Genomic DNA, 25,772 nt, shown 5'->3' on the forward strand with positions numbered 1-25,772 from the left:
GGCGCGGGGAACTGCGCGACCAGCCCCCCACCGGCCCGCACCCGAACGACCCCGGCAACCACCCCCCGGTAGGCTTCCTACACGTGATCGAATTCGTGCGGAACGTCCGCCTCTGGTTCGCCCCCGAGGTCGTGCGGCAGGAGGGGACGACCCCCGACTACCGCTTCTCCCTCGCCAACGAGCGGACCTTCCTGGCCTGGCTGCGCACCGCCCTCGCCCTCATCGGCGGCGGATTCGCCGTGGACCAGTTCCTGCCCGACCTCGGCCGGGGCTGGCGCATCGGCCTCGCCCTGGCGCTTCTCGCCGCGGGCGTCCTGTGCTCGCTGCGGGCCGTGAACCACTGGATGCGCTGCGAGCGGGCGATGCGGCGCGGTGAGGACCTGCCGGTGTCCCGGTTCCCGGCACTGCTGAGCGTGGTCATCGCCGTGGTCGCCGTCGCGATGGTCGTCGTGGTGCTCGTCGGGTGGGAGGGGTGAAGGAGCCCGCCCGCGACCCCGGGCTCCAGCCGGAGCGGACCCGGCTGGCCTGGCGCCGTACGACCCTCTCCGCGACCGTCGCCGGCGTACTCGCGGCGAAGACCGCGCTGCACGGCAGCACCTCGGTCGCCGGCGTGGTCGCCTGTGCCGCCTGCTGCGCCCTGTGGCTGGGCTTCCTCCTGATCGCCCACCGCCGTATCCGCGCCCTCGCGGTCGCCGACCGCCCCGCGGCGCTGGCCCCCCGGCAGGCGGCCGGGGCGGTGCTGTGCACGGTGCTCCTCGCCGTGTGTGCCGCCGCGCTGGTCGTGTAGGACCGGGCCCGGCGCCCCGCTCGGCCCGCCGGCACCTCGGGGCCGCCGTATCGACGCCACGCAACCGGGATGCCCGCATATGCACCTTTCGCATGGCAGCCTGTCCGTCGGCGTCACGCCACACCCCCGAACCCCGCACCCCGAAGGCGAGCACCATGACCACGCTCCACCAGGAACACACCGCGCACGGCCACAGCCACGGACCGGACTGCGGGCACGACCAGGTGCCGCACGGCGACCACGTCGACTACGCGCACAACGGGCATCTGCACCGCGAGCACGGCGGCCACTGGGACGAGTGCGAGCCCGACGGCCACATCACCCACGAGGCGCACGAGCACCGGCACGGAGAGGGCTGCGGGCACGCCGGCGTCCTGCACGGCGACCACATCGACTACCTGCACGACGGCCACCGGCACGCCGAGCACGACGGCCACTGGGACGACCACTGAGCCGCCCCTCGCCCCTGACTGCTCCCCGCTCCGCGCATGCGGGGAGCCGTCGCCCACCGGTCCGGCCGTAGGGTGGTCCCGGTCACGTTTGGTTCTCCTGCTGGACGACATACCGACTGGTCGGCATCATGAGTCGGGTCCTGTTCATTCGTTCGTAGGAGCGATGCATGAGCCCCGACCATCCGCCCGGACTCGATCTCGACCGGCTGCGTGGCCTGCTCGACCGCGAGCACCCCGGCCTGGTGACCGGTCCGCTGACCGGAAGGCTGATCGAGGGCGGCCGGTCGAACCTCACCTACGCGGTCTCCGACACCACCTCGAAGTGGGTCGTACGACGGCCGCCGCTGGGCCATGTCCTGGCCACCGCGCACGACATGAAGCGCGAGCACCGGGTGATCAGCGCGCTGTACCCGACCGAGGTGCCGGTGCCGCGCCCGGTGCTGCTGTGCGAGGACGAGGAGGTCCTCGGCGCGCCGTTCTACGTGATGGAGTTCGTGGCGGGCACCCCGTACCGCACCTCCGAGCAGCTCCTCCCGCTCGGCCCCGAGCGCACCCGTGACGCCGTGCTCTCCCTGGTGGACACGCTGGTCGAGCTGCACGCCGTGGACCCCGCGCAGGTCGGCCTCGCCGACTTCGGCCGCCCCGAGGGCTTCCTGGACCGCCAGCTGCGCCGCTGGGGCAAGCAGCTGGACGCCTCCCGCAACCGCGACCTGGCCGGCATCGACGAGCTGCACGCGACCCTGGGCCGCCGGCTGCCGCAGTCCCCCGTGCCCACGGTGATCCACGGCGACTACCGCCTGGACAACGTCCTGATCGGCGACGACGACCGGATCAAGGCGATTCTCGACTGGGAGATGTCGACGCTCGGCGACCCGCTGACCGACCTGGGCCTGCTGGTGATGTACAGCCTGCCGCTGGGCGCGCCGGACTCACCGGTGTCGACGACCGCCGAGGCACCGGGCCACCCGGACCCGCGGGAGCTGGTCGAGCGCTACGCGGCCCGCTCGGGACGGGACGTCTCGCACATCTCCTGGTACACGGCGTTCGCCTGGTTCAAGCTCGCCGTGATCCTGGAGGGCATCCACTACCGGTACACGCTGGGCCAGACGCTCGGGCAGGGCTTCGACCGGATCGGCGAGCTCGTCCCCGTCTTCATCGACCACGGACTGACCACTCTTCAGGAAGGCTGACCGGCCATGGACTTCGCGTTCGACGCGCGCACCGAGGAACTGCGCGCCAAGCTGCTCGCCTTCATGGACGAGTACGTCTACCCGGCCGAGGCGGTCGCCGAGGAGCAGCGCGCCGCGCTGGCCTCGCCGTGGGACACCCCGGCCGTGGTCGGCGAGCTGAAGGCGGAGGCGCGCAGGCAGGGCCTGTGGAACCTCTTCCTCCCGGACGCCGAGTACGGCGCCGGGCTCACCAACCTCCAGTACGCGCCGCTCGCCGAGATCACCGGCCGCTCCCCGCACCTGGCGCCCACCGCGCTGAACTGCGCGGCCCCGGACACCGGCAACATGGAGGTGCTGGCCCAGTTCGGCGACGACGCGCAGAAGAAGCAGTGGCTGGAGCCGCTGCTGGCCGGTGAGATCCGCTCCGCGTTCGCCATGACCGAGCCGGAGGTGGCCTCCTCGGACGCCACCAACATCACCACGTACATCGAGCGGGACGGCGACGACTACGTCATCACCGGCCGCAAGTGGTACATCTCCGGGGCGATGAACCCGGACTGCAGGATCTTCATCGTGATGGGCAAGACCGACCCGGACGGCTCCGACATCCGGCGCCAGCAGTCCATGGTGCTGGTCCCGCGCGACACCCCGGGCGTCACCGTGAAGCGGGCGATGCAGGTCTTCGGCTACGAGGACCACTCGCACGGCGGCCACGCCGAGGTGGTCTTCGACCACGCGCGCGTGCCGGTGTCGAACCTGGTCGGCGAGGAGGGCGGCGGCTTCGCCATCGCCCAGGCCCGGCTCGGTCCGGGCCGGATCCACCACTGCATGCGGCTGATCGGCATGGCCGAGCGGGCGATCGAGCTGATGTGCAGGCGGGCCGTCTCCCGGACCGCCTTCGGGAAGGCGCTGGCCCAGCAGGGTGTGGTGCACAACTGGATCGCCGACGCCCGGGTGACCGTCGAGCAGCTGCGGCTGCTGGTCCTGAAGACGGCCTGGCTGATGGACACCGTCGGCAACCGGGGCGCCCATGCCGAGATCCAGGCCATCAAGATCGCCACGCCGCGGGCGGTCGTCGGCATCATCGACCGCGCGATCCAGCTGCACGGCGCGGGCGGTGTCAGCCAGGACTTCCCGCTGGCCGACCTGTACGCCGGGGCCCGCACGCTGATGATCGCCGACGGCCCGGACGAGGTGCACCAGCGCTCGCTGGCGCGCCGGGAGCTGAAGAAGTACCTGTAGGCGACGCGCGGTTCCGGCCGGTGCGGGCATTCCTGATGCCCGCACCGGCCCTTCGCCGTCGCCTACTTGAGGATCTGGAGCAGGTGCTCGGCCAGGATCGCCGCCGAATGGGGGTTCTGGCCGGTGACGAGATTACGGTCCTCGACCATGTAGGGCTCCCACATCGGGCCGCGGCTGAAGTCGATGCCGACCTTCTCCTTCAGCTCCGTCTCCAGCAGGTACGGTGCCCGGGAGGCCAGCCCGACGGCTTCCTCCTCCTCGTCGGTGAAGCAGGTGATGCGGTATCCCTCGAAGGGCGACTTCCCGTGGATCCTGGTGGCGAGGATCGAGGCGGGGGCGTGGCACACGATCGCGAGCGGCCTGCCGGAGGCGAGCTGGGCGGTGAGCAGGCGGCCGCAGTCGGCGTCGAACGCCAGGTCGGCCATCGGGCCGTGGCCGCCGGGCAGATACACCGCGTCGTAGTCCTCCAGGCGGATGTCCGAGAGCTTGAGGGGACGCCGCATCACCTCGGCGGACCGGATGATCTCCTCCAGTTCGAGGGCCATCTCCTCCCCGCCGGCCATCGACGGACGCAGGCTCATCATGTCGACGTTCGGGGTCACGCCGCGGGGCGTCCCGACCACGACCTCGTGCCCGGCTTCCGTGAGCTTCTTGTAGGGCATGGCGAACTCTTCGGCCCAGTAGCCGGTCGCGTATCTGGTGCCGTCCTTGAGTACCCAGTAAGTGGCTCCGCTGACGATGAACAGGACTTTCGCCATCGCACTCGGTCTCCTTCCCCCCGAGTCCGCGCTGAGAGGAATCCAGGCCATCCAGCCTAGGCGCTTCAGGGACGCAGTGCCCTCAGCAACAGGTCGGCGAGGTGGTCGGCGACCTCCTGCGGGGTCATCGGGCCGTCGGGGCGGTACCAGGTCGACAGGTGGTGGACCGAGCCGAAGTGGTAGTCGACGACGAGGTCGGCCGGGGTCGCGGTGGAGAAGACGCCCTCGCGCTGGCCCTCCTCGACGAGCGCCCGGAAGCGTTCGTGGTAGCGCCGGCGCTCGGCGCGCACCTGCTTGTTCTTCTCCGGGCTCAGGTGGTGCATGGACCGGAAGAAGATCATCGCGTCGTCGAGGTTCTCGATGGTCGTGACGACCACGTCCGCCGCCGCGCCCCGCAGCCGCTTCTCGATCGGCTCGTCCGCGTTCGCGAAGGCGTCGAGCCGCTCCTGCTGGACGCGCAGCACACGCGCGTACACCTCGTGCAGGAGGTCGTCCTTGGAGCCGAAGTAGTGGTACAGCGCACCCTTGGTGACGCCGGCCGCCTCCACGATCTCCTGCACCGAGGTCCGGTCGTAGCCCTGCTCGGCGAAGAGCCGGGTGGCGGCGGCGAGGAGCCGCTGCGGAACAGGAGCCCCGTCTCCGTCCGTCGTCCTGGACACAGCCGCCACCTGCCTTTCTCGTATGTCTGCTAATCCTGTTGCGGTCGGGAACGCAGTTCCCGTCGGAGGATCTTCCCACTTGCCGTCTTCGGCAGGTCGGGCAGGATCTCCACCTGGCGCGGATACTTGTAGGCCGCCAGTCTCTCCTTGCAATAGAGGGCGAGATCGTCCGGATCGGTTGCAGCACCCGGGCGAAGACTGATGTAGGCCTTGACGGTCTCCCCGCGGTAGCCGTCCGGAATCCCGACGACGGCCGCCTCGCGTACCGCCGGGTGGGTGTAGAGCACGTCCTCGACCTCGCGCGGCCAGACCTTGAAGCCGGACGCGTTGATCATGTCCTTCTTGCGGTCGACGACGTACAGCCAGCCCTGCGGGTCCATGAACCCGATGTCGCCGGTGCGCAGTTCGCCGTCCGGGAAGGTCTCGGCGGTGGCCTCGGGCCGCCGCCAGTACCCGGGCACCACCTGCGGCCCGCGCACGGCGATCTCGCCCTGCTCGCCGAAGGGCACCTCCTCGCCCCGGTCGTCGATGATGCGGACGACGCCGTCCGGACCGGGCACCCCGACCGCGAGGGTCCCGGAGACGGGGTCCACGGGCGCTTCCAGGTCCGGCGGCACCGAGGCGCAGGGCGCGGTGCACTCGGTCAGCCCGTAGCCGTTGCGGATGTACGGCCCGAACCCGGCGCGGAACTTCTCGACCAGGGCCGGCGGCAGCGGTGCGCCCCCCGAGGAGATGTTGACGAAGGAGGCGAAGTGCTCCGGGGTGACGTCGGGGTGGGCGGCCAGGGCCATGAAGGCGGTGGAGGGCCCGACCGTGTACTGCGGGCGGTGCTCGGCGAACGCCTCGAGGACCAGGCCCGCCTCGAAGCGGTAGGTCAGCACGAGCGTGCCCACGCTGGTGAGGCAGGCGCCGAGCTGGCAGACCATGCCCGTGATGTGGAAGAGGGGCGCGAGGGCGTAGTAGACCGGCGCGTCGGGCAGCGCGAGCCCGGTCCGCTGCCGCTCCGCGTTGTACATGATGTTGCCGTGCAGGTTGGTGGCGCCCTTGGGGGTGCCGCTGGTCCCCGAGGTGTAGCTGATCAGCGCGATGTCGGACGGCTCCGGGTCCCGTCCCTCCGGCGCCTTGCCGCCCTGCCGTGCGACGGCGACCAGGTCCTCGGCGTCCGCCGCCTGCGGCAGCCGCTCGAAGGTCAGCACGCGCGGATCGTCACGCGTCTGGAAGTCCAGCTCGCTGGCGGTGAGCACGATCCGCACCGGCGAGCCGGCCGCCGTGTCGCGCAGGTACGACTCCCAGGCGCGCTGCGAGCAGACCAGCGCGGCCGCCTCGGCGTCCCGCAGGACGTGGGAGACCTCCCCCGACTTGTACATCGGGTTGACCGGCACGACGGTCGCGCCCGCCTTCCAGGCGCCGAGCAGCGCGAGCACGAAGTGCGGCGAGTTCTGGAGGATGACGGCGACCCGGTCGCCGCGCTCCAGGCCGCGCGCGGCGAGGTACGCGGCGACCGAGTCGCTCAGCTCGTCGACCTCGCGGAAGCTGAGGCGGGCGTCGAAGTAGGTGAGGCAGGTGCGGTCGGGCGCCTCGGCCACGGCGGTGCGCAGCGCGTGCACCAGCGAGGCGGGCGGATCGACCGGTCCGCGCTGGGCCTCGTTGAGCAGCCCCGTCCAGGGCCGGGCGGCGTAGATCGACTCGGTCTCCGACACGGTCACCGGGTGGCCTCCCACTTCTGCTGGATGTGGTTCATGTTCGTCAGCCAGCGGTCCGGGTCGGCGGCCCGTGCCTGGTAGAACCCGGCGACCTCGGGGTGCGGCAGGATCAGGAAACGGTCCTCCGCCATCCCCTTGAACAGCGCGTCGGCGACGGCCTCCGGTTCGATGGCGGTCGGCTGGAGCACGATGTCGCCCGCGCTTCCGGTGGCGGCGAGCATGTCGGTGCGGACGCCCTGCGGACAGATGGCGTGCACCTTAAGGCCCCGGTGCCGGTAGGTCAGCGACAGCCACTCGGCGAAGGCGTACGCGGCGTGCTTGGTCACGCTGTAGGGCGCGGCCCCGATCATGGTGAGCAGTCCGGCGGCGGACACGGTGGACACGAACCGCCCGCTCCCGCGCTCCAGCCACCCCGGCACCAGCTCCTGGGCGGCCCGTACGTGCGCCATGACGTTGACGTCCCAGGCCGACTCCCACACCGCCGCGTCGGCCGCCTCGGACCCGCCGGAAGCGAGCCCGGCGTTGGCGCAGTAGACGTCGACGCTCCCGCCGAGCGCGTCCCGGGCGGCGCCGACGATGCCGGACGCGTCCCCGGGAAGGGCGATCCCGCCGATCTCCTCGGCGACGGCGGCCGCTCTGTCCCCGTCCAGGTCGTTCACGACGACGCGGGCGCCCTCGGCGGCGAACCGACGGGCGAGGGCGGCCCCGATACCCCCTCCCGCCCCGGTGACGACGACTCGGGCATCTTGCACGGCTCCCACCATCGGTCTCCTTCGACACGACGCGACCAGACTCGGCTCAGCACCGACACACTAACCGGTCGGTATGTTTGAGAAAAGGCCGACCGTCACACCCCCTAAGCTGCAGCGCGTCCCAAAGGGGCGCGGGGAACTGCGCGACCAGCCCCATGCGGCCCGCACCCGGACGACGACGGAGGCCACCCCATTGCGCCCGTCCAGACGAAGTCTGCTCACCGCGGCCACGGCAGCAGCCATGACAGCCCTACCCACAGCGACAACAGCCGACGCCCACGGCCACCTCAAGACCGGTTTCGACCACCTCTCCGCCGACGGCTACACCCTCCTCGCCGCCCAGAAGACCGGCATCGTCACCAACCCCACCGGCATCACCCCCGACGCCCGTCACATCGTCGACGTCATGCACGCCGACCCGCGCGTGAACCTCACCGCGGTCTTCGGCCCGGAGCACGGTTTCCGCGGCACCGCGCAGGCCGGCGGCTCCGAGGGCCGCCACGACGACCCGGCGACCGGCCTCCCCGTCTACGACACGTACCTCAAGAGCGGACAGCCCCTCGCCGACGTCTTCACCGCCTCCGGCGTGGACACGGTCGTCTTCGACATCCAGGACGTCGGCGCCCGTTTCTACACGTACATCTGGACGCTCTACGACTGTATGGAGGCCGCCCGGCTGGCCGGAAAGCGCTTCGTGGTGCTGGACCGCCCGAACCCGGTGACCGGCCGCGCCGCCCAGGGTCCGGTGCTGCACCGGGAGTTCGCGAGTTTCGTCGGCCGGCAGCCGGTCGCACAGGCGCACGGGATGACGGTCGGCGAGCTCGCGCGGCTGTTCAACGCGGAGTTCCTGGACCCGCCGGTGGCCCTGGACGTCGTACCGATGACGGGCTGGCGGCGCTCCCGCTTCTTCGACGCGTACGGGCTGCCGTGGGTGCCGCCGAGCCCCAACATGCCCACTCCTGACACCGCCCTGGTGTACTCGGGGACCTGTCTCTTCGAGGGCACGAACCTGTCCGAGGGGCGCGGCACCACCCGCCCCTTCGAACTGCTCGGCGCCGAGGGCATCGACGCGCGCTGGGCGGCCGCCGCCAACGAGCTCGCGCTGCCGGGCGTGCGGTTCCGGGAGGCGTACTTCGCGCCCGTCTTCTCCAAGTTCCAGGGCCGGACCGTCGGCGGGGTGCAGATCCATGTGCACGACCGGGCCGCCTACGACCCGGTACGCACCGGGATCGCCCTCCTGGTCACCGCGAAGAAGGTGTGGAGCGGCTTCGCCTGGCGGCCGGACGACTGGATCGACAGGCTCACCGGATCCACGCGCGTGCGCACGATGACCGACGCCGGCGCGGGCCCGGACGAGATCGTCGGCGCCTGGCAGGACGAACTCGCCGCTTTCCGCCGGATCCGAAAGGAATTTCTCCTCTACAGGTGAGGCGCGGCGTATGGCCAACCTTGCCCCGCAGCAGGACGATGCGCCCACATCGCACCGGTTCGGGGGACGAGGAGCCTGGTATGGCGGATCCTGGGATGAGTGTGGCTCCCTACTGGGAGCTGACCTTCGACGCGGACGGGGACCCCGACGGCGCCGAACGCGACCGGCTGCTGGGCGAGATCGGCGGCCACGACGTCCATGACCTGATCGTCTTCGCGCACGGCTGGAACAACGACCGGTCCGGGGCGACCGCCCTGTACCGGCGGTTCTTCGCGCCGATCCCGAAGCTCGCGCCGAAGGCACGGATCGGGTACGCCGGGGTGATCTGGCCGTCGATGATGTTCTGCGACGAGCCGATCCCCGACTTCCCGAAGTCGGTGGTGGCCACGGAGGCGGAGGAGTCGCCGGCCCCCGTCCTCGACAAGGACACCCGGCACGCCCTCCTGGGGACGTTCCCGGGGCGGGCCACCGTGGTCGACCAGCTCGCGCGGATGCTGGACCAGCGGCCGGCCGGCGAGCTGGAGGAGTTCGGCCGCCTGGTCCGGCTGCTGGTCGAGGTCCTCCCGGGCGGCCCGCAGCCGCTGTTCGCGGCGGACACGCTCGCGGAGGGCGTCCCGCAGAGCGACCCGGTGCTGTTCACCGGGGACACGACGGCCCTGTGCGAGGAGTTCGCGGCGGCGCTCACCGCGCTCCACGGGGGAGGTGCCGCGGCCAGGTTCACGCTGCCGAACCCCTGGGACGGCGCGAAGGAGCTGCTCAGGCAGGCGACGTACTACGCGATGAAGCGGCGCGCGGGGACCGTCGGGGAGCGTGGGCTCGGTCCGGTGATCGGGCAGCTGGCCGGGGTGGCACCGGACGTGCGGGTGCATCTGGTCGGGCACAGCTTCGGCGGGCGGCTGGTGTCGTTCGCACTGCGCGGGCTGCCGGACGGGGTGCGCACGGTGAAGTCCGTGACCCTGCTGCAGGGGGCCTTCTCGCACTACGCGTTCGCCGCCCGGCTGCCCCACGATCCGCGCGCCGGCGGGGTGCTCCAGGGGCAGCAGAACCGGATCGACGGCCCGCTGGTGTGCTGTTACTCCCACTTCGACGAGGCGCTCGGCACGATGTACCCGCTGGCCTCCCGGATGGCGGACGACTGCGAGTCGGCGCTGGGCGAGGACGTGGGGCGGATGCTGGGCGACAGGTGGGGAGCGATGGGCCACGACGGCGTCCAGGAGGTGCCGGGCACCCGTGCCCTGGACCTGGCGGCGGCGCTGCACGGCCCGCTCGCCGCGCCGGGCTGCGTGAACGTCGACGCGGCGGCGGTCGTCAAGAAGGGCGGGCCGCCGTCCGGGGCGCACAGCGACATCGTGCACCCCGAACTGGCCCGGGTGGTGCTGACGGCGGGGCACATCGCGTGACCCCGCCGCCGTGGGGCGTCAGCTGACCGGAGTTCGGCTCACCGGAGTTCGGCTCACCGGTGTGACGTGAACTCCACGACCTGCTGGAAGGTCGGCCGGTTCTGCCAGCTGATGTTGTAGTGCTTGATACCGCCCAGGGTGCGCTGGACGATCGAGTCGGCGCACCACTGGTCGCCCGCCGAGCACAGCGAGTCCCCGGGGTAGACGGTGGACGCGCTGGTGCCGGCCGCCGTCTTCAGGGTGCTGATCAGGATGTCCCGGCAGGCGCTGAGGCTGCCGCCGCCGCAGTACTGCTCGGCGAGCGGTCCCGACACGGTCTGCCCGAGCACCGAACGGAGGTCCTTGTCGACATAACTCCACCAGCCGTACTGGAAGGAGCTGCCGGCATGCGCTCCGGTCGGCCCGTGGGCGGCCGACGGGGTCTCGTCGATGTACAGGTTGTTGGTCAACGCCGTGTACAGGTCGTCACCGAGGCCGGGCTGGAACTCGGCCTTCACCAGCAAGGGCCACCAGGCGTCCAGGATCCGGATGGCGTCGGCGTTGGCGTACGTCTTCGAGCCCGCCGAGGTCTCCGTGCGTTTGCCGCCCGCGGTCAGCCAGGTCTGGAGCTTGGTGACGGCCGCGGCGGCCGTGGAGTCGGTCACCGTACTGCTGTTGATCACCTTCAGCATGTCCGGCAGCACGTCCTCGGCGCGCAGGTCCGTGAGCGACGCGTCCGCCATGGCCTTGACCAGTGCGGATCTGGTGACACCGCCGGCCGCGACGAGTTTCTTGACCCGGTCGTTCAGCAGGTTGCCGCGGTGGACCGAGCCGTCACCCCAGCTCGCGGTCGTGTAGTTCAGTGCCTGTTTGTTGTTCCAGGAGATGTAGTAGTCCTGGTCGACCGACTGGGGGTGCTGGGAGGCCGGGGTGTAGTCGGCCGTGTTGGTGGTCGGGTCCCAGTTCTGCCACTCGTAGGCGGCCTGGCCCCAGACCGGGAACTCGGGGTCGACCCCGCTCGCCCGCACCGGGTTGTTGCCGCTGTTGTAGTACGCGGTGTGCGAGGAGTCGGCGTAGAACCAGTTGAACGTGAAGTTGATGTGCTGCGCCGCGCTCTGGAAGGTCTGCGGGCTGTTCACGTAGTCGGGGTCGTTGAGCATCTGGAAGCCGATGATCGAGTCGGCCTCGTGCATGTACGAGGATCTCAGGGTGGTGTAGGCGACCTTCTTCCCGCCGACGGTGGCCCGGTACTCGACCGGGCCGTACTTGGTTTTCCACACTCTCATGGTGTAGGAGCCGGCGGCCGTGCTGTCGGCCGTGGTCGGCTTCCAGGAGTTGGTCTGCTCGACCTCGTCCATGGCCGTGCAGGTGCCGTGGAACAGGTAGTGGTAGTCGTCCTGGCAGAGTTCGACCGCGTAGGAGTCGATGATGTCCTGGCCGGAGGTGGTGGCGGACCACGCGTAGTCCTGGCCGCGGCCCAGTTCGACGTACATGCTCAGGCCGGCGAAGGAGGCGCCGCGGGCGCTGATGCCCGGGCCCTGGATCTCCTGGAGCATGAGCAGCTGCGGGGCGAAGTAGCCGGTCTGCGGTCCGAACACGGCGATGGGGTGACCGCTCGCGGTGTACTTGCCGCTGACGACCAGGGCGTTGGACATCCCGCGCTTGGCCGAGCTGAGGGCGGTCGCGGTCGCCGCCGCGGAGGCCGCGCTGGCGCTCTGGTCCGCGCCGGTGCCGGTGGCGTTGTAGACCAGCGGCTCGGTGGTCACCGAACCGGCGTCCGGCAGGGCCTCGCCCTGCGGGTCGGACGGCTTGGTGCCGTACGGGAAGCTCTCGCCGTTGTGGACGGTGAGCACCGCCTCGGGGTCGTTGCGCTCACGGAACGACTCCCAGACCTTGGTGCCCTCGGTCACACCGTACTTCGCCTGGGCGGCGAGCAGCGATATCGCGTTGTTGACCTCGCCTCCGCCGCCGGAGCCGAACAGCGTGCCGATCACGGACGCCAGCGCCACCAGGTCGGTGATCTTGAAGTGGTCGATCGTGCCGGCGTTGGTGATCGAGTCCTTGTGCCCGGTCAGCACGTACTCGCCGGGGAAGTACCGGCCGCTGTCGGAGGCGTCGATGTAGGAGTTGATGCCGGCGAGGTAGGCGTTGGCGTCCGCCAGGGCCTGCTGGCCGCGGGCGCCGTTGTTGGCGACGGCGTTGTCGATCTGCGCCTGGAGGTCCGCCTCGGTGTACGGGGCGTTGCGGTAGAACTCCTGCTCAAGCCCCTGGTTGGAGGCGACGCCACCGGCGAAGGTGGTGAGCTGGCCGCGCCCGACGTGCCGGAACACGTCCATGAGCCACAGCCGGTCCTCAGCGGCGGCATACCCGGCACCGAACTCCGTGCCGTATCTGGTGGTACCGGTGATGTGCGGCACCCCGGTGGCCTTGTCGCGGACGATGGTGACGTCGGTGCGGCCGGCCGGATTCTCCGTGGAGGCGACTTGACTGGAAGCGACCCCGAACGACGAGTCGTTGAAGAACGTGTTGATCTTCGCGTCGGTGAGGGTGGAGTAGCCCGTGGCCAGGTTGTTGTAGGGGCCGAGCTGGTCCTCGGCATGGGAGGGCTGGGTGCCGAAGGCCTGGTTGAGCAGGATCTGGGCGAGCGTCGCGTTGCCGTTCTCACCGGGCGGCAGGATGTCGGAACACTGGCCGCCGCAGTAGTCGTTGGAAGCCGCGGCCGCCGCGGTGGTCGCCCCGGCCAGCGGGGAGAGCAGGCCGGCGATCAGAACGCATACGGATGCGGCTTTCAGGAACCCGGGGAGCTTGCGGGGAGTTCTCAGTCTGTCGAACAACGCGTGATGTCTGGTGCGCCGGGGCATGGCGGCTCCTCACGACGGGGGTGGTGCTGGACGTTACCGCCGGTATCCCCGGGATTGAAGATGAACATGCGTCAAGTTTTGGAGTGGTCGCCCGAGTCGGCGGTATCACCGGCCGTCGGTCAAGGCGGGCGGCCTTATGGACGGCATCGGAAATCCGATGGAGCCGATTCCAGTGTCGATACGTCTATACGGCAACGCCGCGCGGAGCCCGTGCGGCGACGCCGAAGTGACCGAAGTACAGGTGCAGGTGTGACGGAGGTGCAGGGCGATGGCCGGTTTCCGGAGTCTGGCGAGACAGGTCCGAGACCCACGGTGCGATCTGGCGCTACGGCGTTACTCGCTGCGCAAGTGCCTGGAGCGGTTCGCTCCTTACGGGCACCGCGCGACCTGGGACCATCTCTGCTCGCGGGCCGGGTTCGGTCCCGAGGACCGGTCCCCCGATCCGGTGCGTCTCGTGGGCGCGCTGGAGGAGCTGGAGGAGGCGCGGACGGTATGGCTCGCCTATGAGGGCGGGTTCGCCGAGCGCCGCAAGAAGGAGAAGCACGACGGGCTGCGCCGCCCGGGCAGCGTGGACGACTGGCACCGGCTGACCTGGGGCGGATTCGGAGTGGCCTGGTGCGACGACCCACGGGTCCATCCCGACGAACCACTCGCCGAGGTGCTGCGACGGCTGATCGCCGCCCTGGAGCGCGAGCCGGGCACGGCCTGCCCGGTCTGCGCCGGGGAGCGCCTCATCTGGAAGTACGACCTGGACCACGAGCCCTCCGCCGGTCCGGTCTGCACGGACTGCGGGATCCTGGTGCCGCGTCCGGTGCTCACCCCCGAGGCCCTGGCCTACGCCAGGCGCGGGCGGCTGCTCATGTCGGCCTGACCACGTGGGGGTGCGCCGGGGATGCCGCACCCCCCAACTGTCAGGGCCCGTCCGGCGGTTCAGGCCGCAGATGCGGGACGTGGCACGCACTCCCCCCGACCTCCGGCCGGGAGGCGCCCCCGCCGCGCCGCCTCCCTCCCCCGCCTCGCGGCCGCACGTACCACGCCCCGCGTACGGACGCCGACAGGCCGCCGCCGGTTTCCCGCGACCCGATCCGCCGGACAGCCGCTCGGAAAGCGGTGGTCAGCTGGCCTTCCAGGTGTCCGCGAAGCTGCCGCCGGATATCGTGCCCGGCTGGGCGCGCACGGTGGAGCCGCTGCTCTTGGTCATCACGATCTCGGTCGGCGAGAAGCTGTCGAGGTTGGAGCCGTTCGCCTTCGCGCCCGTGAAGGTCACGGTGCCGAAGTTGGCGAGGCTCGCCACCGAACCGCCCACCTCGGGGGCCTCCGCGACGACCTCGGCGGAGGCGTTCTTGAAGCCGGAGGAGCCGGCGTGCGTGGTGGTCTTCGTCCAGCCCTGGGTGGAGTCCGTGAGGGTCATGGCGAAGGTGCTGCCGTTGTAGGTCACGGTGGCGGTGAACTTGTCGCCGCCCTTGACGGTGACCCCGGAGTAGGCACTCTCGGACGCGGGCAGCACCTCCCACCAGGCGCCGTAGACGGCCGTGCCGTTGATGCAGTCGGCCTCGGTGCCGGTCTGCTCCAGCGCGGAGTTGCTGTAGCCGTCCAGGCCGACCCAGAACGAGGAGTACGTGGTGGCCGAGCCGCAGCTGACGGACGGCTGGGTCCAGGAGGAGGTCACCGAGGTGTAGGCGCCGGAGGAGCCGGTGGCGGCGTAGCCGGACCAGTTGGTGGAGGAGACGGTGGCGTTGGCCGTGCCGGGCCTCGACAGACCGCGCAGGGCGTGGCTCTCGTGGCTCGCGACGGCCCGGGTGAGCTGGGCGGGGGCGTGCGCGGTGAGGTGCGGGGCGGCGGCGAGCGCCGGGGTGGCGAGGGCGGCGCTGAGCGCGGCCGCGGTGGCGAGGACGATACTGGCGGAAGCTCTCGCTGACATGACTCTCCGTCACGGAAGGGAGTGGGGGACGCCTCCGGCGGTCCGGGCGATCTTCCACCGGGGACGACAGCAGCTTCCGCCCGCTCCATGACCATGACAAGACCGTCAAGGGCGTTCAGTATTGCGGGATTTGACGCCGAAACGCGGCGGAAATTCGACAGGAGCCCAACAGGTTCACCCGAGTTCGATCAAATATCGGGCAACACTGCTCCAACATCCCGGCAACGGGGTTCCGCCCCCGCGCACCCCCCGGCCAAGACTGGTGCATGTGACATCCAGACCCGAGGGGCCGTTTCCCGAGGCGCTGCGGGCCGCCATCGCCGCCAGCGGACTGAGCCTCGACCGGATCCACCACCGGCTGCGGCGTCGGGGCACCCCGGTGGCAACGGCGACGCTCAGCTCCTGGCAGTCCGGGCGTTACCGTCCCGAGCGCAAACAGTCACTGGCCGCGCTGGCCGCCCTGGAGGACGTCCTGCGGCTGCCGCCGGCCGCGCTGAGCGGCCTGCTCGGCCCGCCCCGCCCGCGCGGCCGCTGGCTGCCGCCGCCGCCCGGCCATCCCGGGCTGGCCGAGACCTGGTCGGAGCGCCGTGACATCAGCGCCGCCCTGGACACGATCGACACCCGCTGGGACGACAGCCTGACCCGGCTGAGCTGTCACAACCGCCTGGAGGTCGGCCCCGACCGCCGCCCGGCCTCGCTGGCCAGCCGCCGGCTGCTGCGCGCCGAGGCCGACGGCGCCGACCGCTGGATCGCGCTGTACCGGCTGGACTCCCCCGGGCCACCGCCCCGGATCCGGCTCGCGCCGCCCGGCCGGCTCGGCCGGGTCGTCGAGATCCCGGAGGACGGTCTGGTGGCGGCGGAGCTGCTGTTCGACCACCCACTGGCCCGCGGGGAGACCGTGATCGTCGACTACACCCTCGAACACCGCGAACCCCGGCCGTACTCGCAGCGGTTGGAGACCGCCATCCATGTACCCATGCGGGAGCACCTGCTGGAGGTCCGCTTCGCCACCGAGGCGCTGCCGTCGGCCTGTTACTCCTTCCGCAGCACGGCGCTGGACGCCCGTCCGCGGGCCCACCCGCTGCGCCTGGACACCGCGGGCTCGGTGCACGCGGTGGCGCTGGCCGCCGGCCCCTGCCGCTTCGGTATCCGCTGGGAGTGGCCCGCGACGCCATAGCAGCGGCTAATCCGCTGGTTCCACCCCTTTCCCGTCCGGAGAGTTGGGTCCGATGAAACCCAGCTGAGCAACCCATGCGTTCTCTCCGAGCGAGGAGTACCGATGTCGACGCTGCGCGTCACCGCCGAAGTGCTGACCGTCCACGAACACCCCGACGCCGACGCGCTGGAGCTGGCCCAGGTGGGCCTGTACCGCGCGGTCGTCGCCAAGGGCGTGTACCGCACCGGCGAGACCGCCCTGTACATCCCCGAACAGGCCGTGCTGCCGGCCGCGCTGATCGAGGAACTGGGGCTGACCGGGCGGCTGGCGGGGAGCGACGCGGACCGGGTCAGGGCGGTGCGGCTGCGCGGTGAGCTGTCGCAGGGCATCGTGTGCCGGCCGAAGGCGCTGGCGGGCGTGGACCTGGCGCGCGCGGCGGCGGAGGGCACCGACTTCGCGGCGGTCCTCGGCATCACCAAGTGGGTGCCGCCGGTCCCGCCCACCATGGACGGGGACGTCGAGTCGGCACCCGGCCTGTTGTCCTGGGTCGACATCGAGAACATCCAGCGCTACCCCGGCATCTTCGAGCCCGGCGAACCGGTGGTCCTCACCGAGAAGCTGCACGGCTCGGCGTGCCTGCTCACGTATGCCGCCGACGAGGACCGGGTGTACGTCTCCTCCAAGGGCTTCGGCGCGAGGTCCCTGGCCCTCAAGGAGGATCCGCGCAACCTCTACTGGCGGGCGACACGCGGCCACGGCGTCGCCGAGGCGGCCCGGCGGCTCGCAGACCGGCTCGGCGCCCGCCGGGTCGGGATCTTCGGGGAGGTGTTCGGCGCGGGGGTCCAGGACCTGACCTACGGTGCCGACGGGCGACGGGAGTCGCTCGGGTACGCCGCGTTCGACGTGTCGGCGGAGATCGGCGGAGCGGTGCGGTGGCTGGCCGCGGCGGAGTTCCTTGAGGGCGAACTGCCGCTGGTGCCGACGTTGTTCGAGGGGCCGTACGACATCGACCGGGTGCTGGAGGTGGCGAGCGGCCGGGAGACCGTGTCCGGGCGCGGGCTGCACCTGCGGGAGGGCGTGGTGATCCGGCCGGTCATGGAGCGGTACAGCCCGGTGACCGGGGGGCGGGCCATCGCGAAGGCGGTGAGCCCGGCGTACCTGACACGAAAGGGCGGGACCGAGTTCGAGTAGGCGACGGGGGGGCGGGGGGCCCGCGGCTGAGGAGATGCGCCGGGTGCAGCGCCCCGTCAGGGGCGCGGGGAACTGCGCGACCAGCCCCCACCGGGCCCGCACCCCGCCTACGGCCGCCCGGCCTCCGGCAGGAGGCGCGAGCCCGCCAGGCGCCGGCCGATCGCGTCGTCGGGGTTGGACAGCACGCAGCTGCTCAAGGACAGGCATCCGCACCCGATGCAGTCCGTCAGATGGTCGCGCAGGCGGTTGAGCTGCCTGATGCGTTCGTCGAGTTCCGCGCGCCACGCCTCCGACAGACGCGCCCAGTCCTCCCGGGTCGGCGTCCGCTCCTCGGGAAGCTCCGCGAGGGCCTCGCGGATCGTCGCGAGGGGGATGCCGACCCGCTGCGCCGCCCGGACGAAGGCCACCCGGCGCAGCGTGTCGCGGGTGTAGCGGCGCTGGTTGCCGGCCGTCCGGCGGCTGCTGATGAGGCCCTTGGACTCGTAGAAGTGCAACGCGGAGACGGCGGCGCCGCTGCGCGCGGACAGCTGGCCCACACTCAGCTCGTGGATCTTCTCGGGAATCTGCGGCACCTCGCAGAGACTACCCACCCGTACGGGCCGCGGTCCGTTGACAGAGGGCCCGCACCGGACCATGCTAAGCAGTTGCTTAGACAATGTACGCGTGATCCCGCGACCGCGAGAGGGCCGGCAACATGGCAGAACCGAGGATCTTCACCTCCCCCGACGAGCTGAAGGCGGCCGTGGGCGAGCAGCTGGGCCACAGCGACTGGCTGGAGGTCGACCAGAAGCGGATCGACCTGTTCGCGGAGGCGACCGGCGACCACCAGTGGATCCACGTGGACCCGGAGAAGGCGGCCGCCGGCCCGTTCGGCACGACCATCGCGCACGGCTACCTGACCCTGTCGCTGCTCCCGCTCTTCGGCCCCCAGCTGATCAAGGTCGAGGGCGTGCGGATGGGCGTGAACTACGGCACCAACAAGGTCCGTTTCCCCTCGCCCGTCCCGGTCGGCTCCCGGCTGCGCGCCACCGCGAGGATCACCGGCGCGGAGGACGTCCCGGGCGGGGTCCAGGTGACCGTCGCCTTCAGCGTGGAGCGCGAGGGCGGCGACAAGCCGGTCTGCGTCGCGGAGTCGGTGTCCCGGTACTACCTCTGAGGGCGGCGGGGCGGCTACCCGGCCCCGACCATCCGCAGCACGAGGTCGGCGTAGAGCGCGCCGACCTCCTCGGGGGTCCGGGGGCCGTGCACGTTGAACCAGCGGGCCACGTCGATGGAGAGCGACAGCACCGCGAGGGTGGTGCCGTGGATGTCGATGACGTCGAACTCACCGGACTCGACGCCCTCCTGGATGATCCCGCGGACCTCGGCGTCGACCTGGCGGCGCAGGTCGAGGATCTCGGCACGGGCGTCGGGCCCGAGGGCGTCGAGTTCGTACTGGACGACCCGGGCGGTGGTACGCCGGCCCGCGTGCCAGCGGACGAACGAGCTGACGGCGTCGGCGAGCCGCTCGGTGGCGGTGCCCTCGCGCCGGGCGGCCGTCTGGAGGATCTCCAGGGCCCGGTCGTGACCGATGCGGCTGATCCGGTGGAGCAGCTCCTCCTTGGTCTTGTAGTGGATGTAGAGCGCGGCGGGGCTCATGCCGGCCCGCCCCGCGATGTCGCGGGTGGTGGTGGCGTGGTAGCCACGCTCGGCGAAGGCCTCCACGGCGGCGACCAGCAGTCGCCGGGCCGCGTCAGGGGTGACCTCTTCCCACGGCTCGACCTCGCCGCCGGTCGTCTCCTCCGCCGTACTCATCGCTCGCTCGCCCCTCTCGATACCGGAGCACCACCATACCGCCGAAGCTGAGCGAGCGCTTAGTGTGCCCGCTCAGAGCTTTTCCGGGGTTTTCAGAGCTTCTCGAAGGGGTCGTGCTCGGCGAGCAGCTTCTCCAGCCTGGCCTGGTCGACACGGCTCACGATCTGCCCGGCCTCCTGGCGGTCGCGGATCACCTTCGCGAGCGTGAAGGCGGAGGTGACGAGGTAGAGCACCGCGATGCCCAGGAAGGCACGGACCCAGGCGTCGGCGTGCAACCGGAAGATGCCGATGACGGTGGCCGTCATGGCGATGCCGAAGGAGGCGACGGCCTGGCCGTAGAAGGCGGCCGTGTTCTGCTGTCTTACTGGCGTGTCACTCATGGACCGAGCATCGGCGAACGTGGCCCGCGCCACATCCGCCGGGGTACTCAGGACGTACTCAGAACGCCGAGACGCCCGTCAGCGCCCGCCCGATGAGCAGCTTCTGGATCTGGCTGGTGCCCTCGTAGAGGGTCATCACGCGGGCGTCGCGCAGGAGTTTGCCGGCCGGGTACTCGTCGATGTAGCCGTAACCGCCGAAGACCTGGAGGGCGTTGTTGGCGGCGCGCACGGCGGCCTCGGAGGCGAAGAGCTTGGCCTTGGAGGACTCGGTGGCGAACGGCAGCCCCCGGTCGATCAGATCGGCGACCCGCCAGGTCAGCAGCCGGGCCGCGTCCACGTCCACGGCGATGTCGCTGATCAGCTCCTGGACGAGCTGGTGCCCGGCGATCGGTGTGCCGAACTGCTCGCGCTCCCCGGCGTACCCCACGGCCGCGTCCAGCGCGGCCTGCGCTATGCCGACACACCCGGCGGCGACCGACATCCGCCCCTTGGCCAGCGCCGACATGGCCACCGAGAAGCCCTTGCCCTCCGGGCCGAGCATCGCGGCGGCCGGAACCCGGACGTCCTCCAGGACGACTTCGGCGGTGGCCTGGCCGCGCAGGCCGAGCTTGCCGTGCAGGGGGCGGCGGGTGAGGCCGGGGGTGTCGGCCGGCACCAGGAAGGCGGAGACGCCCCGGTGGCCGGGGTCGCCGGTGGAGCGGGCGAAGAGCAGGACGACGTCGGCCCAGGTGCCGTTGGTGATGAACATCTTGGTGCCGTTGACCACGTAGTCGTCGCCGTCGCGAACGGCACGGGTGGTCAGGTTGCCCGCGTCGGAGCCGGTGCCGGGCTCGGTGAGACCGAAGCAGCCGACGTACCCGCCGGAGGTGAGCCCCGGCAGCCAGCGCCGTTTCTGCGCCTCGGTGCCCCAGGCGGCGATCGACTTGGCCACCAGCCCGAGGGAGACCGACACGATCCCGCGGACCGAGGAGTCCCCGCGGCCCAGCTCCTCGGTCACCAGGCAGTAGGCGAGATGGTCGCCGCCCGAGCCGCCGTACTCCTCGTCGATGGTCAGCCCCAGGAAGCCGACCTCGCCGAGCTTCTTCACGATGCCCCGGTCGACCTCCTCGGCACGGTCCCAGGCGATCACGTTCGGGGCGATCTCGCGTTCGACGAAGTCCCGGGCGAGCTGCCGTACGGCGGTCTGCTCCTCGCTGAGTCCCAGGTTCACCATGTGACCACCCCCGTTTAAATTAGCACTGCTAGTTTATTGCCGCAGCCCTACTATGTGCGCCATGGCCCGACCGCGCAAGCCCCTCCTCAGCACCGACCGGATCGTCCGGGCGGCACGGGAACTCGTGGACGCGGAGGGACTGGCGGCCGTGTCGACCCGTCGGCTCGCGGCCGAGCTGGGGGTGAGCGGGCCCTCGCTGTACAACCACTTCCGCACCAAGGACGAGATCCTGGAGGCGGTCGCGGACTCGGTCAGCGCACAGGTCGACCTGTCGATGTTCGAGGGCGGCGACCGCCGGGACTGGCGGACCGCGCTGCACGACTGGGCGGTGTCGTACCGGACGGCACTGCGGGACCACCCGAACATCGTCCCGGTCCTCGCCCGGGGCCCCGGCCGCCGCCCGGCCGGACTCCGGCTCGCCGACGCGGTCTACGGCGCGATGGTGGACGCGGGCTGGCCGCCGGCCCAGGCGACGTCGATCGGGGCGCTGATGCGGTACTTCATCATGGGCTCGGCGCTGGGCTCGTTCGCCGGGGGCTTCGTGGACGACGCGGGCGCCTACGACCCGGCCGACTATCCGCACCTGGGTCAGGCGCATCTCCTCTCGGAACGCCAGGAGAAGATCGACGAGCGGGCGTTCGAGACGGGGTTGCGGGCGTTGCTGGACGGGTTGAGCGAACAGCTGGCGCAGGTGAAGGGGACAGCGGGGTAGGGGCGGCGCGTTGTCGGCCGCGGGCCGGTGGGGGTTGCTCGCGCAGTTCCCCGCGCCCCTCACGGGGCAGCAGGTGTGCCGCAGGGCGATGGGGGTCCGCCCGCTCCGGCCCCCCGTCCGAAATCCGCCAGCGTCCGGTCGGTTCCGCTCCCTACCCTCGGCGGTATGACGAACCAAGCCGTCCCGGCCAGACCGCACCCGCTGCCGACCCTCGCCGCCTGTGTCACCGTCGTGCTCTGGGCCTCCGCCTTCGTGTCGATCCGCAGTGCGGGAGCGGCCTACTCACCGGGGGCGCTCGCGCTCGGGCGGATGTCGGCCGGGGCACTGGCGCTCGGGCTCATCTGTGTGGTGCGGCGGGTACCGCCGCCGCCCAGGTCCGCCTGGCGCGGGATCGGGATATCGGGCGTGCTGTGGTTCGGCTTCTACATGGTCGCCCTCAACTGGGGCGAGCAGCAGGTCGACGCGGGCACGGCCGCGCTCGTGGTCAACGTCGGCCCGCTGCTGATCGCCCTGCTCGGCGCCCGGCTGCTCGGTGACCCCATGCCGCCCCGGCTGCTCGCGGGGATGGCGGTGTCGTTCGCGGGCGCCGTGACCGTGGGCCTGTCGATGGCCGGCGGGGGCGGCTCCTCGGTGCTGGGGGTGGTGCTGTGCCTGCTCGCGGCGGCCGCCTACGCCGCCGGGGTCGTCTCCCAGAAGCCCGCGCTGGCCGCCGCGAGCGCGCTCCAGGCGACGACGTACGGGTGTCTCGTCGGCGCCGTCGCCTGCCTGCCGTTCGCCGGGCAGCTGGTGCGGCAGGCCGCCGACGCGCCACTGTCCGCCACGCTCAACATGGTGTACCTCGGTGTCTTCCCGACCGCGCTGGCCTTCACGACCTGGGCGTACGCCCTGGCCAGGACCACCGCGAGCCGGATGGGCGCGACGACGTACGCCGTGCCTGCGCTGGTGGTGCTGATGTCCTGGCTGGCCCTCGGCGAGGTGCCCGGTCCGGTCACCCTGGCGGGCGGGGCGCTGTGCCTGGCCGGTGTGGCGGTGTCCCGGTCCCGGGCGCGGACGCGCGCTCCCCGGACCGCGCCGGCGGCCGGGGAACCCCGCTCCGAACAGGTGCCGTGACGGCCGCTCAGAAGACGACCAGCGCCCGGCCGCCCTTGCCCGCGAGCATGTTCTCGAAGGCGACCGGGATGTCCTCCAGCGCGATCCGTTCCGTCACCAGCGCGGTCAGGTCCAGGCGGCCCGCCCGGACGTGTCCGGCGAGCACCGGCAGGTCGCGGGCCGGGTCGGAGTTGCCGTAGACGCAGCCGGCGAGGGTGCGGCCCCAGTGGAAGAGCTCCAGGGCGTTGAAGGTGACCTGTTCGCTCTTCGCGCCGATGCCGACCACCGTCGTACGGCCGCCCCGGCGGGTGGATTCCCAGGCCGCGCGGATGCTGACCGCGCGGCCGACGCACTCCACCGCGACGTCGACGCCCTGCTTGCCGGTGAGGGCGCGGATCGCGCGGGGTGTGGTGTCGCAGGCGACGACGTAGTCGGTGGCGCCCGCCGCCCGTGCCAGGCCTTCCTTCGCCGCGGAGACGTCCACCGCGATGATCCTGGACGCGCCCGCGATCCGGGCCGCCTGGACGGTGGCCAGGCCCACCCCGCCGACCCCGAACACGGCGACCGTCTCGCCCGCCCGGACCCGTGCCGAGTGGTGGACGGCGCCGTACCCGGTGAGGACCGCGCAGCCGAGCAGGGCCGCGTCGGTGAGCGGGACGCCGGCCGGCAGCGGCAGGACGCAGGACTCGGCGACCACGGTCTCCTCGGCGAAGGCCGCCACGTTCAGGCCGGGATGCAGGTCGGTGCCGTCGGCCGCACGGGCGTACACGTCGGCGGAGCCGTTCAGCGCGTTGGCGCACAGCCAGACCTCGCCGAGCGCGCAGGCGTGGCAGTTTCCGCAGGAGGGCGCCCAGTTGAGGACGACCGGGTCGCCGGGCGACAGCCGGGTGACGCCCTCGCCCACGGCCACCACGGTGCCCGCGCCCTCGTGGCCGAGGACCGCCGGGACCGGCACCCGCATGGTGCCGTCGGACAGGGAGAGGTCGGAATGGCAGACCCCGGCGGCGGCCAGCCGGACCCGGACCCGGCCGGGACCGGGGTCCGGGAGTTCGATCGCGGTGACCGACAGCGGGGCGCCCACGGCGGGCAGTACGGCGGCTCGGACCGTGAAAGTCATCGGAGCGACCTCCTCAGAACTGCAGGGACTTGGTCTGGAGGTACTCGGCGAGGCCGGCCGCGCCCAGCTCCCGCCCGACGCCCGACTGCTTGTAACCGCCGAACGGGGCACGGGGGTTGAACCGGCCGCCGTTGATGTCGACCTGCCCGGTCTCCATCCGCCGGGCGAAGGCCACCGCGTCCGCCTCGTCGCCGGCCCAGACGGCGCCCGCGAGCCCGTAGACCGTGCCGTTGGCGATGCGCAGGGCGTCCTCCTCGTCCTCGTAGCGCAGGACGGACAGCACCGGGCCGAAGATCTCCTCCTGCGCGATCGTCATCTCGGGGGTGACGTCGGCGAAGACCGTCGGGCTGACGAAGTAGCCCTGCTCACACGGGGATTCGGGACCGCCGGCGACCACCCGCGCGCCTTCCGCGATGCCCTTCTCGATGTAACCGCGCACCCGGGCCTGCTGTTTGGCGCTGACGACCGGGCCGATCCGGTCGCCGTACCTGGCGGCCGCCGCGGCCGCCAGTTCGACCGCCTCGTCGTACTGGTCGGTGTGGACCAGCATCCGCGTCCATGCGCTGCACGTCTGGCCGGAGTTGGCCATCACGTTGGCCACGCCGACGTTGACGGCCTTGGCCAGGTCGGCGCCCGGGAGGATGACGTTGGCGGACTTGCCGCCCAGTTCGAGGGCGACCTTCTTCACGGCGGCCCCGGCCACCGCGCCGATCTGCCTGCCGACGGCGGTGGAGCCGGTGAAGGAGACCAGGTCGACGCCGGGGTGCTCGGCGAGGGCCTGCCCGGCGATCGGGCCAAGGCCGGTGACCAGGTTGAACACCCCTGCGGGGAGGCCCGCTTCGTGCACCGCCTCGGCGAACAGCTGGGCGGTGAGCGGGGTGTCCTCGGCGGGCTTGAGCACGACCGTGCAGCCGGCGGCGAGCGCCGGGGCGACCTTGGCGACGATCTGGTGCAGCGGGTAGTTCCAGGGCGTGATCGCGCCGACGACGCCGACCGGCTCGTGCAGGACGGTCGAGTTGCCGACCTGCTCCTTGAAGACATGGGTCGCGGCGAGTTCGGCGTACGAACCGGCGACCGCGATGGGCAGGCCCGCGTGCACGGTCTGCGAGAACTTCGGGGGCGAGCCCAGTTCGGCGGTGACCGTCTCGGCGATCTCGTCCTGCCGGGCCGCGAGGACGTCGCGCAGCCCGCCGAGCCGGGCGGCGCGCTCGGCGGGCGGGGTGGCCGCCCAGGCCGGGAGAGCGGCACGGGCGGCGCGCACGGCGGTGTCGACGTCCAGCGCGCCACCCGCCGGGACCCGGCCGACGACCTGTTCGTCGACCGGGTTCACGACCTCGATCACGTCCTGGCTCTCGGCGGCGCGCCAGGCGCCGTCGATGTACAGGCCGTCGTGTGCCTTCATGCTGCTTCCTCCCGGCGTGGGGCGTGGCTGTGGCGTCCGGACCACAAACTAGCGGCGATAGTTTTACCGCGCCAGACATGACCTCCGAGCCAAGGCGGTCAGAAGTCGACCCGGGCCCGTTCGTCCACCCGCCCCACGCTCTCCTGCGCGAATGCCTTCTCGTAGGCCCGCCGGATCTCCTCGATCTTCCGGTCGCTCGCCTTCGCCACCGTCTCCGGATACAGGAGGATCAGCTCGTACGACCGCTCCTTCTCGATCGTCCCGTGCGCGTCCCGCCACTGTCCGCGCCCGTTCTGGACGGTGAGCCCGTCGGGGAAGTCCGGGGTCACCTCCTTGTCGACGAACGCCGTGAACTGCCGGTCGGTGACGGCCGGTCCGCCGTCCGGGCGAGCGGTGCCGAAGAACAGCCGGGTCTCGACGTACGGCTTGCCACGCGCCGGCGCGGCGGAGGCGTGGCCGTCCGCCGACGCGGTGTACGCGGCGGGGACACCGGCGAGCAGGACTCCGGCCACCGCGAGGGCGGAGCGATTGCGAAGGGAATGAACAGACATGCCCCCTTTCCTAGGAGTTGCACCCCGCCCAGGTCCCGGCTTTGCACCGGGGTTC

Annotated in this window: 26 protein-coding genes; 13 read left to right on the forward strand and 13 right to left on the reverse strand. The window is 71.6% G+C overall.

The features are described from left to right. Window positions 1-83 precede the first annotated feature (83 nt). From IEZ11_RS23655 to IEZ11_RS23675, 5 genes are all read left to right on the forward strand, one after another. Entirely contained in the window at window positions 84-476 is a 393-nt protein-coding gene (locus tag IEZ11_RS23655; RefSeq protein ID WP_189264843.1) for a YidH family protein, read from the forward strand. Beyond that, the gene (locus tag IEZ11_RS23660) at window positions 473-787 is read left to right on the forward strand and encodes a DUF202 domain-containing protein (protein ID WP_189264844.1); all 315 of its coding nucleotides are present in this window, start codon (window positions 473-475) and stop codon (window positions 785-787) included. The genes IEZ11_RS23655 and IEZ11_RS23660 overlap by 4 nt, the downstream gene beginning before the upstream one ends. Window positions 788-942: 155 nt before the next feature. Then, window positions 943-1,239 carry a hypothetical protein gene (locus IEZ11_RS23665; RefSeq protein WP_189264845.1) on the forward strand — a complete coding sequence of 99 codons (297 nt, stop codon included), beginning with the start codon at window positions 943-945 and terminating at the stop codon, window positions 1,237-1,239. 167 nt (window positions 1,240-1,406) lie between these two features. Beyond that, entirely contained in the window at window positions 1,407-2,429 is a 1,023-nt protein-coding gene (locus IEZ11_RS23670) for a phosphotransferase family protein (RefSeq protein ID WP_189264846.1), read from the forward strand. A 6-nt stretch (window positions 2,430-2,435) separates the two neighbouring features. Next, on the forward strand, window positions 2,436-3,650 hold the full coding sequence (locus IEZ11_RS23675; RefSeq protein WP_189264847.1) for an acyl-CoA dehydrogenase family protein: 1,215 nt from the start codon (window positions 2,436-2,438) through the stop codon (window positions 3,648-3,650). Between the two features lie 62 nt (window positions 3,651-3,712). Here IEZ11_RS23675 and IEZ11_RS23680 read toward each other — a convergent pair whose 3' ends face one another. From IEZ11_RS23680 to IEZ11_RS23695, 4 genes are all read right to left on the reverse strand, one after another. Further along, a complete protein-coding gene (locus IEZ11_RS23680) occupies window positions 3,713-4,408 on the reverse strand; it encodes a type 1 glutamine amidotransferase domain-containing protein (RefSeq protein WP_189264848.1) in 696 nt (231 codons plus the stop codon). A 65-nt stretch (window positions 4,409-4,473) separates the two neighbouring features. Further along, a complete protein-coding gene (locus IEZ11_RS23685) occupies window positions 4,474-5,067 on the reverse strand; it encodes a TetR/AcrR family transcriptional regulator (protein ID WP_189264849.1) in 594 nt (197 codons plus the stop codon). A gap of 29 nt (window positions 5,068-5,096) precedes the next feature. Beyond that, complete coding sequence (locus IEZ11_RS23690) at window positions 5,097-6,773, reverse strand: class I adenylate-forming enzyme family protein (protein WP_189264850.1); 1,677 nt, start codon at window positions 6,771-6,773, stop codon at window positions 5,097-5,099. Further along, window positions 6,770-7,534 (reverse strand): SDR family oxidoreductase, encoded by a 765-nt coding sequence (locus tag IEZ11_RS23695; RefSeq protein ID WP_189264851.1) that lies wholly within the window; start codon window positions 7,532-7,534, stop codon window positions 6,770-6,772. The genes IEZ11_RS23690 and IEZ11_RS23695 overlap by 4 nt, the downstream gene beginning before the upstream one ends. 181 nt (window positions 7,535-7,715) lie before the next feature. Between IEZ11_RS23695 and IEZ11_RS23700 the strand changes: the two genes are divergently transcribed. Further along, the gene (locus tag IEZ11_RS23700) at window positions 7,716-8,951 is read left to right on the forward strand and encodes an exo-beta-N-acetylmuramidase NamZ family protein (RefSeq protein WP_189264852.1); all 1,236 of its coding nucleotides are present in this window, start codon (window positions 7,716-7,718) and stop codon (window positions 8,949-8,951) included. 80 nt (window positions 8,952-9,031) lie between these two features. Further along, window positions 9,032-10,351: a serine-threonine protein kinase gene (locus tag IEZ11_RS23705; RefSeq protein ID WP_189264853.1), complete on the forward strand. Its 1,320-nt coding sequence runs from the start codon at window positions 9,032-9,034 to the stop codon at window positions 10,349-10,351. 53 nt (window positions 10,352-10,404) lie between these two features. On the opposite strand, the gene IEZ11_RS23710 is transcribed toward IEZ11_RS23705, so the two are convergent. After that, on the reverse strand, window positions 10,405-13,191 hold the full coding sequence (locus tag IEZ11_RS23710; RefSeq protein WP_189264854.1) for a penicillin acylase family protein: 2,787 nt from the start codon (window positions 13,189-13,191) through the stop codon (window positions 10,405-10,407). A gap of 268 nt (window positions 13,192-13,459) precedes the next feature. Here IEZ11_RS23710 and IEZ11_RS23715 point away from each other — a divergent pair, with 268 nt between their 5' ends. After that, window positions 13,460-14,062: a hypothetical protein gene (locus tag IEZ11_RS23715; protein ID WP_189264855.1), complete on the forward strand. Its 603-nt coding sequence runs from the start codon at window positions 13,460-13,462 to the stop codon at window positions 14,060-14,062. A gap of 243 nt (window positions 14,063-14,305) precedes the next feature. Here IEZ11_RS23715 and IEZ11_RS23720 read toward each other — a convergent pair whose 3' ends face one another. Further along, window positions 14,306-15,112, reverse strand: a complete 807-nt coding sequence (locus tag IEZ11_RS23720) for a G1 family glutamic endopeptidase (RefSeq protein ID WP_189264856.1) — start codon at window positions 15,110-15,112, stop codon at window positions 14,306-14,308. A gap of 268 nt (window positions 15,113-15,380) precedes the next feature. Here IEZ11_RS23720 and IEZ11_RS23725 point away from each other — a divergent pair, with 268 nt between their 5' ends. Beyond that, on the forward strand, window positions 15,381-16,289 hold the full coding sequence (locus tag IEZ11_RS23725; protein ID WP_229713302.1) for a DISARM anti-phage system protein DrmE domain-containing protein: 909 nt from the start codon (window positions 15,381-15,383) through the stop codon (window positions 16,287-16,289). A 102-nt stretch (window positions 16,290-16,391) separates the two neighbouring features. After that, complete coding sequence (locus IEZ11_RS23730) at window positions 16,392-17,459, forward strand: RNA ligase (ATP) (protein WP_189264858.1); 1,068 nt, start codon at window positions 16,392-16,394, stop codon at window positions 17,457-17,459. Window positions 17,460-17,566: 107 nt separating this feature from the next. Here the strand turns inward: IEZ11_RS23730 and soxR are convergent, their stop codons facing one another. Next, window positions 17,567-18,031 carry a redox-sensitive transcriptional activator SoxR gene (gene soxR, locus IEZ11_RS23735; protein WP_189264859.1) on the reverse strand — a complete coding sequence of 155 codons (465 nt, stop codon included), beginning with the start codon at window positions 18,029-18,031 and terminating at the stop codon, window positions 17,567-17,569. A 122-nt stretch (window positions 18,032-18,153) separates the two neighbouring features. Here soxR and IEZ11_RS23740 point away from each other — a divergent pair, with 122 nt between their 5' ends. Continuing rightward, complete coding sequence (locus tag IEZ11_RS23740; protein WP_189264860.1) at window positions 18,154-18,615, forward strand: MaoC family dehydratase; 462 nt, start codon at window positions 18,154-18,156, stop codon at window positions 18,613-18,615. 14 nt (window positions 18,616-18,629) lie between these two features. On the opposite strand, the gene IEZ11_RS23745 is transcribed toward IEZ11_RS23740, so the two are convergent. The 3 genes from IEZ11_RS23745 to IEZ11_RS23755 form a co-directional block, all read right to left on the reverse strand. Further along, window positions 18,630-19,253, reverse strand: a complete 624-nt coding sequence (locus IEZ11_RS23745; RefSeq protein WP_189264861.1) for a TetR/AcrR family transcriptional regulator — start codon at window positions 19,251-19,253, stop codon at window positions 18,630-18,632. 92 nt (window positions 19,254-19,345) lie between these two features. Then, complete coding sequence (locus IEZ11_RS23750; protein WP_189264862.1) at window positions 19,346-19,633, reverse strand: YiaA/YiaB family inner membrane protein; 288 nt, start codon at window positions 19,631-19,633, stop codon at window positions 19,346-19,348. Between the two features lie 58 nt (window positions 19,634-19,691). Further along, complete coding sequence (locus IEZ11_RS23755) at window positions 19,692-20,843, reverse strand: acyl-CoA dehydrogenase family protein (RefSeq protein WP_189264922.1); 1,152 nt, start codon at window positions 20,841-20,843, stop codon at window positions 19,692-19,694. 64 nt (window positions 20,844-20,907) lie between these two features. Between IEZ11_RS23755 and IEZ11_RS23760 the strand changes: the two genes are divergently transcribed. Together IEZ11_RS23760 and IEZ11_RS23765 are read left to right on the forward strand one after the other, a co-directional pair. Then, window positions 20,908-21,558 carry a TetR/AcrR family transcriptional regulator gene (locus IEZ11_RS23760; protein WP_189264863.1) on the forward strand — a complete coding sequence of 217 codons (651 nt, stop codon included), beginning with the start codon at window positions 20,908-20,910 and terminating at the stop codon, window positions 21,556-21,558. Window positions 21,559-21,723: 165 nt separating this feature from the next. Then, the gene (locus IEZ11_RS23765; RefSeq protein WP_189264864.1) at window positions 21,724-22,668 is read left to right on the forward strand and encodes a DMT family transporter; all 945 of its coding nucleotides are present in this window, start codon (window positions 21,724-21,726) and stop codon (window positions 22,666-22,668) included. 7 nt (window positions 22,669-22,675) lie between these two features. On the opposite strand, the gene IEZ11_RS23770 is transcribed toward IEZ11_RS23765, so the two are convergent. From IEZ11_RS23770 to IEZ11_RS23780, 3 genes are all read right to left on the reverse strand, one after another. Beyond that, entirely contained in the window at window positions 22,676-23,764 is a 1,089-nt protein-coding gene (locus IEZ11_RS23770) for a Zn-dependent alcohol dehydrogenase (protein ID WP_189264865.1), read from the reverse strand. Window positions 23,765-23,777: 13 nt separating this feature from the next. Beyond that, window positions 23,778-25,166 (reverse strand): aldehyde dehydrogenase family protein, encoded by a 1,389-nt coding sequence (locus tag IEZ11_RS23775; protein WP_189264866.1) that lies wholly within the window; start codon window positions 25,164-25,166, stop codon window positions 23,778-23,780. Window positions 25,167-25,264: 98 nt separating this feature from the next. Beyond that, window positions 25,265-25,717 (reverse strand): DUF3574 domain-containing protein, encoded by a 453-nt coding sequence (locus tag IEZ11_RS23780; protein ID WP_189264867.1) that lies wholly within the window; start codon window positions 25,715-25,717, stop codon window positions 25,265-25,267. Between the last annotated feature and the right edge of the window lie 55 nt (window positions 25,718-25,772).

The sequence above is a fragment of the Streptomyces fuscichromogenes genome, assembly GCF_014645815.1.
Taxonomy (GTDB): Bacteria; Actinomycetota; Actinomycetes; order Streptomycetales; family Streptomycetaceae; genus Streptomyces; species Streptomyces fuscichromogenes.

What these genes read in the sequence shown, in the direction of transcription:
- IEZ11_RS23665 (WP_189264845.1), top strand. Translation starts at nt 943, where the DNA reads ATGACCACGCTCCACCAGGAACACACCGCGCACGGCCACAGCCACGGA.
- IEZ11_RS23670 (WP_189264846.1), top strand. Translation starts at nt 1,407, where the DNA reads ATGAGCCCCGACCATCCGCCCGGACTCGATCTCGACCGGCTGCGTGGC.
- IEZ11_RS23675 (WP_189264847.1), top strand. Translation starts at nt 2,436, where the DNA reads ATGGACTTCGCGTTCGACGCGCGCACCGAGGAACTGCGCGCCAAGCTG.
- IEZ11_RS23680 (WP_189264848.1), bottom strand. Translation starts at nt 4,408, where the DNA reads ATGGCGAAAGTCCTGTTCATCGTCAGCGGAGCCACTTACTGGGTACTC.
- IEZ11_RS23695 (WP_189264851.1), bottom strand. Translation starts at nt 7,534, where the DNA reads ATGGTGGGAGCCGTGCAAGATGCCCGAGTCGTCGTCACCGGGGCGGGA.
- IEZ11_RS23705 (WP_189264853.1), top strand. Translation starts at nt 9,032, where the DNA reads ATGGCGGATCCTGGGATGAGTGTGGCTCCCTACTGGGAGCTGACCTTC.
- IEZ11_RS23710 (WP_189264854.1), bottom strand. Translation starts at nt 13,191, where the DNA reads ATGCCCCGGCGCACCAGACATCACGCGTTGTTCGACAGACTGAGAACT.
- IEZ11_RS23715 (WP_189264855.1), top strand. Translation starts at nt 13,460, where the DNA reads ATGGCCGGTTTCCGGAGTCTGGCGAGACAGGTCCGAGACCCACGGTGC.
- IEZ11_RS23720 (WP_189264856.1), bottom strand. Translation starts at nt 15,112, where the DNA reads ATGTCAGCGAGAGCTTCCGCCAGTATCGTCCTCGCCACCGCGGCCGCG.
- IEZ11_RS23730 (WP_189264858.1), top strand. Translation starts at nt 16,392, where the DNA reads ATGTCGACGCTGCGCGTCACCGCCGAAGTGCTGACCGTCCACGAACAC.
- IEZ11_RS23740 (WP_189264860.1), top strand. Translation starts at nt 18,154, where the DNA reads ATGGCAGAACCGAGGATCTTCACCTCCCCCGACGAGCTGAAGGCGGCC.
- IEZ11_RS23745 (WP_189264861.1), bottom strand. Translation starts at nt 19,253, where the DNA reads ATGAGTACGGCGGAGGAGACGACCGGCGGCGAGGTCGAGCCGTGGGAA.
- IEZ11_RS23750 (WP_189264862.1), bottom strand. Translation starts at nt 19,633, where the DNA reads ATGAGTGACACGCCAGTAAGACAGCAGAACACGGCCGCCTTCTACGGC.
- IEZ11_RS23760 (WP_189264863.1), top strand. Translation starts at nt 20,908, where the DNA reads ATGGCCCGACCGCGCAAGCCCCTCCTCAGCACCGACCGGATCGTCCGG.
- IEZ11_RS23765 (WP_189264864.1), top strand. Translation starts at nt 21,724, where the DNA reads ATGACGAACCAAGCCGTCCCGGCCAGACCGCACCCGCTGCCGACCCTC.
- IEZ11_RS23770 (WP_189264865.1), bottom strand. Translation starts at nt 23,764, where the DNA reads ATGACTTTCACGGTCCGAGCCGCCGTACTGCCCGCCGTGGGCGCCCCG.
- IEZ11_RS23775 (WP_189264866.1), bottom strand. Translation starts at nt 25,166, where the DNA reads ATGAAGGCACACGACGGCCTGTACATCGACGGCGCCTGGCGCGCCGCC.
- IEZ11_RS23780 (WP_189264867.1), bottom strand. Translation starts at nt 25,717, where the DNA reads ATGTCTGTTCATTCCCTTCGCAATCGCTCCGCCCTCGCGGTGGCCGGA.